The organism is Dactylosporangium sp. NPDC051541, from assembly GCF_044454505.1.
In the GTDB taxonomy this organism is placed as follows: Bacteria; Actinomycetota; Actinomycetes; order Mycobacteriales; family Micromonosporaceae; genus Dactylosporangium.
This window is the reverse complement of the sequence record NZ_JBITDU010000009.1, coordinates 32,332-42,993: the sequence shown is the minus strand read 5'-3', so window position 1 is coordinate 42,993 and position 10,662 is coordinate 32,332. Positions and strand designations below refer to the sequence as shown.

General features: G+C 71.5%; 11 protein-coding genes and 1 pseudogene. 7 read left to right on the top strand and 5 right to left on the bottom strand.

From position 1 onward, the window contains the following. Nucleotides 1–349: pseudogene (locus ACIA8L_RS34405) on the top strand (hypothetical protein); the annotation flags it as partial. A 313-nt stretch (nt 350–662) separates the two neighbouring features. Further along, entirely contained in the window at nt 663–1,568 is a 906-nt protein-coding gene (locus ACIA8L_RS34400) for an NADP-dependent oxidoreductase (RefSeq protein ID WP_395911021.1), read from the top strand. Nucleotides 1,569–1,575: 7 nt separating this feature from the next. On the opposite strand, the gene ACIA8L_RS34395 is transcribed toward ACIA8L_RS34400, so the two are convergent. The 3 genes from ACIA8L_RS34395 to ACIA8L_RS34385 are packed head-to-tail and all read right to left on the bottom strand — an operon-like array spanning nt 1,576 to nt 3,514. After that, the gene (locus ACIA8L_RS34395) at nt 1,576–2,274 is read right to left on the bottom strand and encodes a hypothetical protein (RefSeq protein ID WP_395911020.1); all 699 of its coding nucleotides are present in this window, start codon (nt 2,272–2,274) and stop codon (nt 1,576–1,578) included. Beyond that, entirely contained in the window at nt 2,271–3,152 is an 882-nt protein-coding gene (locus ACIA8L_RS34390; RefSeq protein ID WP_395911019.1) for an ABC transporter ATP-binding protein, read from the bottom strand. Before ACIA8L_RS34390 ends, ACIA8L_RS34395 begins: the two co-directional genes overlap by 4 nt. Continuing rightward, nucleotides 3,149–3,514, bottom strand: coding sequence for a GntR family transcriptional regulator (locus ACIA8L_RS34385; protein WP_395911017.1), 366 nt, complete (start codon nt 3,512–3,514; stop codon nt 3,149–3,151). The genes ACIA8L_RS34390 and ACIA8L_RS34385 overlap by 4 nt, the downstream gene beginning before the upstream one ends. 93 nt (nt 3,515–3,607) lie before the next feature. Here ACIA8L_RS34385 and ACIA8L_RS34380 point away from each other — a divergent pair, with 93 nt between their 5' ends. Next, complete coding sequence (locus ACIA8L_RS34380) at nt 3,608–4,054, top strand: hypothetical protein (RefSeq protein ID WP_395911015.1); 447 nt, start codon at nt 3,608–3,610, stop codon at nt 4,052–4,054. A 41-nt stretch (nt 4,055–4,095) separates the two neighbouring features. Here ACIA8L_RS34380 and ACIA8L_RS34375 read toward each other — a convergent pair whose 3' ends face one another. Both ACIA8L_RS34375 and ACIA8L_RS34370 read right to left on the bottom strand, forming a co-directional pair. Next, nucleotides 4,096–4,275, bottom strand: coding sequence for a DUF4236 domain-containing protein (locus ACIA8L_RS34375; protein ID WP_395911014.1), 180 nt, complete (start codon nt 4,273–4,275; stop codon nt 4,096–4,098). Between the two features lie 27 nt (nt 4,276–4,302). Then, nucleotides 4,303–4,671 (bottom strand): PH domain-containing protein, encoded by a 369-nt coding sequence (locus ACIA8L_RS34370; protein WP_395911013.1) that lies wholly within the window; start codon nt 4,669–4,671, stop codon nt 4,303–4,305. A 79-nt stretch (nt 4,672–4,750) separates the two neighbouring features. Between ACIA8L_RS34370 and ACIA8L_RS34365 the strand changes: the two genes are divergently transcribed. From ACIA8L_RS34365 to menC, 4 genes are read left to right on the top strand one after another with little or no spacing between them, the layout of a single operon-like run. Then, nucleotides 4,751–7,576, top strand: a complete 2,826-nt coding sequence (locus ACIA8L_RS34365; protein ID WP_395911012.1) for a BTAD domain-containing putative transcriptional regulator — start codon at nt 4,751–4,753, stop codon at nt 7,574–7,576. Continuing rightward, the gene (locus ACIA8L_RS34360; protein ID WP_395911011.1) at nt 7,573–8,691 is read left to right on the top strand and encodes a M20 family metallopeptidase; all 1,119 of its coding nucleotides are present in this window, start codon (nt 7,573–7,575) and stop codon (nt 8,689–8,691) included. Before ACIA8L_RS34365 ends, ACIA8L_RS34360 begins: the two co-directional genes overlap by 4 nt. Then, nucleotides 8,691–9,497 carry a GNAT family N-acetyltransferase gene (locus ACIA8L_RS34355; RefSeq protein WP_395911010.1) on the top strand — a complete coding sequence of 269 codons (807 nt, stop codon included), beginning with the start codon at nt 8,691–8,693 and terminating at the stop codon, nt 9,495–9,497. Before ACIA8L_RS34360 ends, ACIA8L_RS34355 begins: the two co-directional genes overlap by 1 nt. Beyond that, complete coding sequence (gene menC, locus ACIA8L_RS34350; RefSeq protein WP_395911008.1) at nt 9,494–10,615, top strand: o-succinylbenzoate synthase; 1,122 nt, start codon at nt 9,494–9,496, stop codon at nt 10,613–10,615. The genes ACIA8L_RS34355 and menC overlap by 4 nt, the downstream gene beginning before the upstream one ends. The last annotated feature ends 47 nt before the right edge of the window (nt 10,616–10,662 follow it).

Genomic DNA, 10,662 nt, shown 5'->3' with positions numbered 1-10,662 from the left:
GCCGGCCGCCGCCGCGCTGGCCACCCGCGAAGCTCGGACCGCCGCCGCGCCGACCACCCACGAAGCTCCGACCGCTGCCGTGCCGACCGCTGCCGGTGAGGCCGCCACGTTGCCATCGCCGCCAGCGCCACGCAAGCCGCCCGGGCTGCTTGAGCCAAAAACGTGCAGAGCCGACGTCAAAACCAATCGCCGCTCAGTACGCAACCGTAGCCAAGCTAAAACCAGCCGCAGTCAACCAAAAACCGTAATCCTGCATTTGTCGCCGCAGGCGCCCACGAAACGTTACCACCGAATAATGACCACCACGGACCCGCCGGTGCATTCACGAACCGTAACCAACAAACCGTAACCAACCTACGGTCCGGACCACACTACTCCGGTATCACCCCCGCGGGGACGTCACGTTGTGCGGTGCAAGTCGAATCCCGGTTGGAGGAGCACCGCAGACGTGCGCTCGGCCGATGGGAACTACCGGATTGCGTGGGCGCGACCGCGAATTTGGTCACCCGATCGGTGGCAGGGTCCGTGGGAAGGCGGCGGGTCCGTCGTGGTCGGCATTCGGTGGTGACGATCCGCGGCGCCTGCGGCGACGAAAGAGATCGAGATTGTGGTTCGTTGTGGGTTCTGGCGTGGTGGGGTGGCGATTTTGGGACAATTCGGGCATGCGGAAGATCACGCAGGATGTGCTTGGGGGCCCTTCGGTGCTTCGGGTTGTCGAGGCTGAGGTGCCTGCGCCCGGGCCTACTGAGATCCTGGTTGAGACTCGCGCTATCGGGGTGAACGCGGTCGACTGGAAGACTCGGACGAGTGGTGGGTCGTTGGGGTCGCCGCCGTTCACCGTTGGGTGGGAGGTCGCGGGGATCGTGGCCGCTACCGGGGTTGGGGTCACGCGGTTCGCGGTTGGCGATGAGGTGTTCGGGATGCCGTGGTTTCCGCAGGAGGCGGCGGCGTACGCGGAGTTTGTGACCGGGCCGGCTCGGCATTTCACGGGGAAGCCGCCGAATCTTACGTTCGAGGAGGCTGGTGGGCTGGGGCTGGCCGGGTTGACGGCGTTGCAGGTGCTTGTCGAAACCGCGGCTGTGTTGCCGGGGCAGCGGGTGCTCGTGCCGGCGGCGGCTGGTGGGGTTGGGCATCTGGCGGTGCAGATCGCCAAGATGCGGGGGGCGTACGTGATCGGGACGGCGTCGGCGGGCAAGCATGATCTTGTGCGGTCGCTCGGGGCGGACCTCATGCTCGACCATCACACCGAGGACTACTCCGGCCTGCAGGATATCGACATCGCTATCGCCACCGTTCCGGGGCAGATCGCCGAGCTCGCCGCGACCCTGCGGCCCGAGGGGCTGATCGTGGCCCTCAACAGCGAGGACGCCCAGGACGTCGTTGACGTCGAGGGCGTCCTGTTGCTGGTCGAGCCGGACCGGGCGGGGCTGGACGTGCTGGCCGCCCATGCGTTGGAGGAGGAGCTACGGGTCCTCGTCGATCAGGTGTTTCCGCTGGCCGAGGCGGCGCGGGCCCATGAGGTCGGCGAGGCCGGGCACACCACCGGGAAGCTGATCCTGCGGCCCTGAGCGAAGGTCACGGTGTGGCGTGGCGCAGGGAGAGCCAGGAGGCGGCGCCCAGCACCGCGACCAGGACCAGCGGCCAGCCGGCGGTCAGGGCCACCAGGCTGGTGTGCATGAACCAGTGGCCGACCGCCTCCCACCGGCCGTAGTGGCCGATCAAGGCCGCGGCGCCGCCCAGGGCCAGCAGGACGAGCGTGAGCGTGGTGAGCAGGCCCGTGGCCCGCCAGCGCATGTACAGGGCGCCGGCGGTCGTGCCGAACAGGGTCATGGCCAGCATCGGGACGGCGTAGACGGCGAACTGGACCGGGAGCGAGTAGTCCTGGATGAAGCCCAGCCCGAAGAAGCGCAGGTGCAGGCCCCAACCGTCGGTGGCGTCCTCGATCGACTGCATGATGATCAGGAACACGGCGTAGGCGACGACCTGGATGACCGCGAACAGGGACAGGCCCAGGGTGAAGTCGCGGCGGGTCACGCTCAGGCCCAGGGCGAGCGGGAAGTGCTGGTTCACGGCCACCGCGCCGAAGGCCAGGCAGGTGATGTAGATGCTGGCCAGGGCGCCGCTGATGGGGTCGGTCTCCAGGGCGCCGTGCGGGAGGCTGGCGAAGATGATGATGTTGATCGCGAAGGCGATCATCAGCACGCCGACGGGCCAGGCCAGGGCGTCGAGGCGGCCAAGGGTCTGCAGGCGCGCGATCGAGACGATGCGGTTCACGGCACGGGCTCCTTCTCGACGGCGGCGGTGGTGATGCGGACGACCAGTTGCTGCAGGGAGACGGGCTGGAGCTCGACACCGGCGGCGCGGGCGGCGCCCGGCTCGATGCGGCCGCGGATCGTGGCCCGGGTCAGGTTGCCGAGGCGCTCGCGGTGCAACTCGTCGGAGTTGGCGGTCAGGGCGTCGACCGCGGTGGAGGGGCCGGTCAGGGTCATGACCTGGCCGCGGAGGGACTCGGCGCTCTCGTTGAGGACCAGCCGGCCGCGCTCGATGAGCAGGACGTGCTCGATCAGGTCGGCGACCTCGTCGATGAGGTGCGTGGAGAGCACGATCGTGCGCGGAAACTCGGCGTAGTCGGCCAGGAGGCGGTCGTAGAACAGCTGCCGGGCGACCGCGTCGAGGCCGAGGTACGGCTCGTCGAAGAACGTGAGCGGGGCCCGCGCCGCCAGGCCCAGGATCACGCCGAGGGCCGACGTCTGGCCGCGGGAGAGCTTCTTGACGGTGCGCTTGACCGGCAGGTCGAAGTCGCGCACCAGGGACCGGGCGAAGGCCTCGTCCCAGTAGCGGAACAGCAGCCGGCCGGCCGTGAGTGCGTCGCGGACGCGGAAGTTGTCCGGGTACCGCTGGCTCTCCTTGATGAACGCGACCTCACCGAGGACGGCCGCGTTCTCGTAGGGGTGGCCGCCGAAGATCTCGACGGAGCCGGCCGAGGCGATCTGCTGCCCGGTCAGGACCTGCATCAGGGTGGTCTTGCCGGCGCCGTTGCGGCCCAGCAGGCCGTAGATGCCGTTGCGCCGCAGCTCGAAGCTGACCCCGTCGAGGGCCGTGACACCGCGGAAGCGCTTCGTGACCCCGTCGGCGCGGACGACCGTGCTCATGACTGCTCCTTGGTCAGGTAGTGCTCGATCATGGCCCGCAGTTCGACGCCCTGGATGCCGAGCTTCGCCGCCTCGGCGAACAGCGGCTGGAGGTACTGCTCGGTGAACTGGTCGCGCCGCCGCTGCCGGAGCTTGGCCTGCGCGCCGGGGGAGACGAACATGCCGATGCCTCGCTTCTTGTAGAGGGTGCCGTCGTCGACGAGCTGGTTGACGCCCTTGGCGGCGGTGGCCGGGTTGATGCGGTGGAAGGCGGCGAGCTCGTTCGTCGAGGGGACCTGGGCCTCCTCGGCCAGGCTGCCGTCGATGATCGAGTTTTCGATCTGCTCCGCGATCTGGAGAAAGATCGGCCGCCCCTCATCCATCACGACCACCCGGCGTGAGGTTCGGGGGTTCATTACTCATGTAACTAACCATGCAACCGACGAACCCGGGTGTCAAGGGTTATCTTTGTCCGCGTGAGGACGACGGGCTTCGGGCCGAAGATGGCGTGGCTGGCCGTGGCGGCCGAGTGGGCGCACGTGATGGATGCACTGGAGCTGCGCGACCTGGGCGTGGTGGAGCCGCGCACGGGGCTCGACCTGGCGCACTTCACCGACGACCGGGTGGTGGTCGCGGTCGTCGACAAGTGGTGCCTGGTGGCGGGGAAGTGGCTGTTCCGCTGGAACGGCATCGCGGCGCTGTCGATGCGGCTCGGGGCCGAGGTGCAATACTTCGCGACCGACCGGAGCCTGGTGATGCACCGCTGGGCCCGGGCCTACGGCGCGGACGTGAGCATGTCCGACGAGGACGCGCTCATCGACGAGAACGACGTGTTCCGCACCGCGGCCGAGTGGAGCCTCGACCCGCGCGCCCTGCCGATCGTCTCGCTACATATCGCGGCGGTACCGACTCAGGTGCAGTGAAACGAAAAGGGTGGCCGCTGCGATGGCGGCCACCCCGTCAGTTATGAACGCTTGCCCTTGCTGCGCCAGGAGAAGGGGCCCGGCAGGTCATAGCGGTGGGCACGAGTCTTGGAGTTCCACGACCACTTGCCGATCTTCAGTGACCACGAGGAGAAGCCCTTCGGGGTGAAGTTCAGGATCAGTGGTCCGAGGCGCAGTGCCTTGCGAAACAGGATCGGCAACGGGGGTCCTCCGGAGGAGCGGGGGGCTTAACGGGCGGAGTAGTGCAGGATCACGTTGTGGATGTGCTGTGTCTTCTCGACACCGCGAACGTCCACTTCGTACGTGTGTGTGCCGACGTGCACGGCGATGGTACCGCTGCTGAAGAAGCTCCCCGCCCACGACTTGTTGCTGACGACGGAGACCGCGGTCACCTTGCCGTAGGGGATCGACGTGATCGCGACCCGCTTCCCGACGAACGAGCGGTCCTGCAGGATGACCCGCTTGTCGGTGAGGCCGATGAAGCCGGTGCCGACCCCCACCGCGTCATAGACGGCGATAATGGTCTCACCCGGCAGCAGCCCCGACGCGATCTGGTCGTACTGCTCCCGGCGGTCGTATTTCGCCTGCTGCGCCATGCCCCCAAGATAGTCAGCACCCGCAAACCCCCTCGCGGTGTATCGTTTCGACGCGAATCGCGCAGTTGGGGGGCAGCCAGTGCGGGTTCGGCTACTGGGACCTATCGATGTGGTGGTCGGCGGCGAGGCCCGGGCGGTGCAGGGGTTGCGCCGCAAGGCGGTGCTGGCCATCCTCGGCCTGCACGCCGGCGAGGTGGTGAGCACCGGCCGCCTGGTCGAGCTGGTGTGGGACGGCGCCGCGCCGCCCAATGCCGTCAACGCCCTGCAGAGTCACCTGTCGTATTTACGTCGGACATTGTCCGACAAGGCGGCAGTGCGTTCCCGGCCGCCGGGGTATGTGCTCGACGTCGGCCCCGACGGGACCGACGTCGCCGTCGCCGAGCGGCTCATCGGGGCCGGGCTGCGCGACGGTGACGACGCCGCCCGGGCCCGCGATCTGCAGCGCGCCCTGGACCTGTGGCGCGGGCAGCCGATGGCCGACGCGACCGGCGTGACCTGGCTGGAGGAGCAGGCGGAGCGGCTCGGGCAGCTGTGGCTGCAGGGCAAGCGGGCGCTGCTGGCGGCCCGGCTCGGCCTCGGCCACCACGCCCAGCTGCTGCCGGAGCTGGAGCAGCTGACCCGCGAGCACCCGTTCGACGAGCAGCTGCACGGGCAGCTCATGCTCGCGCTGTATCGCATGGGCCGCCAGGCCGACGCGCTGAGCACGTTCCAGCGCCTGCGCCGCACACTGCGCGACGACCTCGGCATCGAGCCCGGGCCGGCGCTGCGCGAGCTCGAGTCGGCGATGCTGCGCCAGGACGAGCACCTCGACGCGCCCGTCCAGCGGATCGAGGTCCCGGTGCCGACGGTCGAGCCGCCGCCGGTGCCCCGGGCGACAGTACCGGCGCAGATTCCTTTGGCGGTTCGCACGTTCGCCGGCCGGGACGGGCAGCTGGCGCGGCTCGATGCGCTGCTGCCCGCGGAGTGGACCCCGCCCGGCAGTGCCGTGTTCGTCGCCGTGGTCTCCGGCACGGCCGGGGTCGGGAAGTCCGCCCTCGCCGTGCACTGGGCGCACCGGGTGGCCGACCGGTTCCCCGACGGGCAGCTGTACGTCAACCTGCGCGGCTTCGACCCCGCCGACACCCCGATGCCGCCGGCCGACGCCGTGCGCGGCTTCCTCGACGCGCTGGGGGTGCCGGCCGAGCGGATCCCGGCCGACCTCGCCGGGCTCTCCGCGCTGCTGCGCAGCCAGCTCGCCGGCCGGCGGGTGTTGATCCTGCTGGACAACGCCCGCGACGCCGAGCAGGTCCGGCCGTTGCTGCCGGCCGCGCCCGGCTGCCTGGTCGTCGTCACCAGCCGCGACTCGCTGACGTCGCTGGTCGCGATCGAGGGCGCGGTGCCGGTGCCGGTCGACCTGCTCACCGACGGCGAGGCCCGGGACCTGCTGATCAGCCGGCTGGGGGCGCGGCGGGTCGCGGCCGAGCCGGACGCGGTCGAGCGGATCGCGGCCCGCTGCGCCCGCCTGCCGATCGCCCTGGCCGTCGTCGCCGGCCGCGCCGCCACCCGGCCCGAGCTGCCGCTGTCCGCGTTCGCCGACGAGCTCGGGTCCTACGAGAAGTCCCTGGACGCGGTCGCCGGCACCGACCCGGCGTCGGACGTGCGGGCCGTCTTCTCCTGGTCGTATCGCGCGCTGAGCCCGGCCGCGGCCGCGGTGCTGCGCCGGATGAGTCTCGGCCCCGGCCCGGACCTCGGCATCGGAGCGGTGGCGAGCCTGGCCGGCGTCCCCGGTCGGCAGGCCCGCACGAGCCTGGCCGAGCTGGACCGGGCCGGGCTCGTGGTGGAGCAGCGCCCAGGGCGGTACACCTTCCATGATCTGCTCCGGGCTTATGCGACGGAGCTCGTCGAGACCGCCGACGCCGAGGCCGGGCGGGCGGCCGCCGTCGACCGGCTGCTGGAGCACTATGTCGCGACCGCGCAGGCGGCGGCGCAGCGGCTCGACCCGGCCCGCGACCCGGTGCCGCGGGCGGCCCGCCACCCGGCGATCGCGGTCCCGGCCCCGCCGCGGGAGGAGGCCCAGGCGTGGTTCGACGACGAGCACCGCTCGCTGCTGGCCGCCGTCCGCCTCGCCGCCGAGCTGGGCCTCGACGAGCACACCTGGCGGCTGGCGGCGGCGCTGACGACGTTCCTGGACTGGCACGGGCAGTGGCCGGAGCTCGTCGCCACCCAGGAAGCGGCGCTGCGGGCCCTGCGCCGGCTCGGCGACCGGCCGGGGCAGGGGGCGGCGTCGTGCGAGCTGGGCCAGGTCTACGCCCGGATCGGCCGGTTCGACGAGGCCCACCAGTACCTCTGGACCGCCCTGTCGCTCTTCGAGCAGCTCGACGACGCGCCGGGGCTGGCCCGCGCGCACTACCAGCTGGGCTGGCTGCAGCACGCGCAGCGGCGATACCGCGAGGCCCTGAGCCACAGCGAGCAGGCCCTGGCCCTGTTCGAGCGGCTCGGTGACAAGCTGTGGCGGGCCCGTGCCCTCAATGCGACCGGCTGGATCATGGGGCAGCTGGGGGAGTACGAGCGCGCCCTGCGCCGTTGCCGGGACGCCCTGGTCGAGAACCGCGAGGTCGGTGACCGGCACGGGGAGGCCGGCACCTGGGACGCGGTCGGCTACGCGCATCACCGGCTCGGCGACCCGCGCCAGGCCGTCGCCTGCTACGGGCATGCGCTGCGGGCCTACCGCGAGCTCGGCGACCGCTCCGGCGAGGCCTGCGTGCTGTGCCACCTGGGCGACGCCCAGGCCGACCTCGGGGACGCGGTCGCGGCCGCCGACGCCTGGAAGCGCAGCGCCGAGATCCTCGACGAGTTCGATCCGGCGCAGGCGGCTGTGGTGCGAGCCAAGCTTCCGGGCGCGGCGCCCGCTACCGTGAGGGGATGACGGCGCTTTCCTCCTTACGGGCGCACCTGGCGGCCGCCGCACCTCGGATGCTTGACGATCTGGCCGAGCTCATCGAAGTCGAGTCCCCGTCGTCCGACCCGGACGCCCTGGCCCGCAGCGCCGACGTGGTCGCCGCGCTCGGCACCCGCTGTACCGGCCAGGCCCCCGAGCGGGTGGTCGTCGCCGACCGGCCCCACCTGCGCTGGCGCTTCGGCGCCGGGCCGGCCCGGGTCGTGCTCATCGGCCACCACGACACGGTGTGGCCGCGCGGCACCCTGGCCCGCTGGCCCTTCAGCGTCGACGGCGACCGGGCCACCGGCCCCGGCGTGGTCGACATGAAGGGCGGTTTGGTCGTGCTGTTCCACGCCCTCGCCGCCTGCGACGACCTCGACGGCGTGGCCGTGATCGTCAACGCCGATGAGGAGATCGGCTCGCCGACCTCGACCGAGCTGATCCAGGACACCGCCCGCGGCGCCGCCGGCGCACTGGTCCTGGAGGGCAGCTCGCAGGGCCGGCTCAAAGTGGCCCGCAAGGGCATCGCGCACTACTCGGTGCGGGTCACCGGCCGGGCCGCGCACGCCGGCAACGCGCCGCACCTGGGCATCAACGCCGGCGTCGAGCTTTCCCACCAGATCCTGCGGATCGCGGAGCTGGCCGACCCGCAGCGCGGCACCACGGTCTCGCCGACCGACGCCGTCGCCGGCACCACCAGCAACACCATCCCCGCCGCGGCCCGGGTCAGCGTCGACGTGCGCTCGTTCGACCAGGGCGAGCTGCGGCGGGTCGACGCCGCCCTGCGCGCGCTGGAGCCCGTCCTGGAGGGCGCCCGGCTCGACATCGAGGCCGGCCCGGCCCGTCCGGCGATGCCGGAGACGGCCGCGACCGAGCTGTTCGCCCTGGCCCAGCGCCTGATGGGGGTCGACTTCCCGGGCGAGGCGGTCGGTGGCGGCTCCGACGGCAACCTCACCGCCGGGATCGGCGTGCGGACCCTCGACGGGCTCGGCGCGATCGGCGGCAACGCCCACGCCGAAGGGGAGTGGATCGAGGTTTCCAGCCTGCACGACCGGGCCGCACTGGTCAGCACCCTCGCCGCCACCATCGGCCGGGCCGAGTGATGGACGCCTGGACGGAGGCCGCGGCCGCCGCCGACCGCATCGGGGTCAAGGTGGTCGAGCTGACCGGGGCGGCCGAGCTGGCCGAGTGCTCGGCGCTGCTGCAGCGGGTCTGGCGGGCCGAGCACCCGGCCGAGATCTGCTCGCCGTCGATGCTGCGCACCTACGTCCACTCGGGCAACTACGTGGCCGGCGCCTACCGCGGCGCCGCGCTGGTCGGGGCCTCGGTCGGCTTCTGGGGCCGCCACGGCGAGCACACCCACCTGCACTCGCACCTGGCCGGCGTCGAGCGGGACGGGCACGGCCACGGCGTCGGCTACGCGCTGAAGATGCACCAGCGGGCCTGGACCCTGGCCCGCGGGGTGGACGAGGTGCACTGGACCTACGACCCGCTGATCCTGCGCAACGCCTACTTCAACCTGCAGAAGCTCGGCGCATCGGCGGCCGAGTACCTGCCGGAGTTCTACGGTGCGATGACCGACGGCATCAACGCGGGCGACCTCACCGACCGGATCCTCGTCGTCTGGCGCCTCGACCGACCGCGGACCCAGCCGGCGGCACCGGCCGACGCGGTGCCACTGGTGTCTCGCACCGACGACCGCCATCCGAAGCTGTGCGATATGTCTGATTCAAGGATTTTGTCAGTAGCCGTCCCCGTCGACGCCGAACAGCTCCGAGCCGTCGACCGGGACGCCGCCCTGGCCTGGCGCGTTGCCGTGCGGGACGCGCTCATGAGCCGGCTCGCCGCCGGCTACCGCATCGCCGGCATGACCCGGGACGGCCACTACCTGCTGGAGCGCGCATCATGACCGGACGTCTCCAGGGCATCGAGCTGCGCCGGATCGCGATGCCGCTGGTATCGCCGTTCCGGACCTCGTTCGGCACCGAGCACGCGCGCGACGTGCTGCTCGTGCGCGCGGTCACGGCCGCGGCCGAGGGCTGGGGCGAGTGCGTGGCGCTGAGCGGGCCGTTCTACTCGCCCGAGTACGTCGACGGTGCGCAGGCGTTCATCAAGCGGTACCTCATCCCGCTCCTGCGCCGCTTCGACGGCCACGTGTTCCAGCTCGAGCCGCTCTTCGAGCCGCTGAAGGGCCACCCGATGGCCAAGGCGGCGGTGCAGACGGCCGTCCTCGACGCGCACCTGCGCGCGGCCGGCCTGCCGCTGGGTGCGTTCCTCGGGGCGGTGAAGGAGCAGGTCCCGGCCGGTGTCTCGGTCGGCATCATGGACTCCATCCCCGCCCTTTTGGAGGCCGTCGGGGGGTACCTCGAAGCCGGCTACCTGCGCATCAAGCTCAAGATCGAGCCAGGCTGGGACGTCGAGCCGGTCCGGGCCGTCCGTGAGCGCTTCGGCGACGACGTCCTGCTGCAGGTCGACGCCAACACGGCGTACACCCTGCAGGACGCCGCCCAGCTGGCCCGGCTCGACCCGTTCGGCCTGCTGCTCATCGAGCAGCCGCTGCCGGAGGACGACATCCGCGGGCACGCCCGGCTGGCCGAGCTGATCCGCACCCCGATCTGCCTCGACGAGTCGATTGTCAATGCCCGGGCCGCGGCCGACGCGATCGCTCTGGGCGCGTGCCGGATCGTCAATATCAAACCAGGGCGCGTCGGGGGGTACTTGGAAGCCCGGCGCATCCACGACGTGTGCGCGGCCGCCGGGGTGGCCGTCTGGGCGGGCGGGATGCTGGAGACGGGACTGGGCCGGGCCGCCAATATCGCGCTCGCGGCACTGCCGGGGTTCACGCTGCCGGGGGACACGTCGGCGTCGGACCGGTACTACGCCCAGGACATCACCGAGCCGTTCGTGCTCAAGGACGGCCACGTGACGGTTCCGACCGGCCCTGGCATCGGCGTGGAGCCGTTGCGCGACGCCCTGGACGCTGTGACGACGGAAACAGAGTGGATTAACTTTACAAGCGTTAGCTGACGGGTCTAACCTTACGGACGTAAACAAACGTCCGTAAGGGAGCTTTG

Bases quoted from the DNA above. Each gene is read 5' to 3' on its own strand.
- ACIA8L_RS34400 (WP_395911021.1), top strand. From the start codon at position 663: ATGCGGAAGATCACGCAGGATGTGCTTGGGGGCCCTTCGGTGCTTCGG.
- ACIA8L_RS34390 (WP_395911019.1), bottom strand. From the start codon at position 3,152: ATGAGCACGGTCGTCCGCGCCGACGGGGTCACGAAGCGCTTCCGCGGT.
- ACIA8L_RS34385 (WP_395911017.1), bottom strand. From the start codon at position 3,514: ATGGATGAGGGGCGGCCGATCTTTCTCCAGATCGCGGAGCAGATCGAA.
- ACIA8L_RS34370 (WP_395911013.1), bottom strand. From the start codon at position 4,671: ATGGCGCAGCAGGCGAAATACGACCGCCGGGAGCAGTACGACCAGATC.
- ACIA8L_RS34360 (WP_395911011.1), top strand. From the start codon at position 7,573: ATGACGGCGCTTTCCTCCTTACGGGCGCACCTGGCGGCCGCCGCACCT.
- ACIA8L_RS34355 (WP_395911010.1), top strand. From the start codon at position 8,691: ATGGACGCCTGGACGGAGGCCGCGGCCGCCGCCGACCGCATCGGGGTC.
- menC (WP_395911008.1), top strand. From the start codon at position 9,494: ATGACCGGACGTCTCCAGGGCATCGAGCTGCGCCGGATCGCGATGCCG.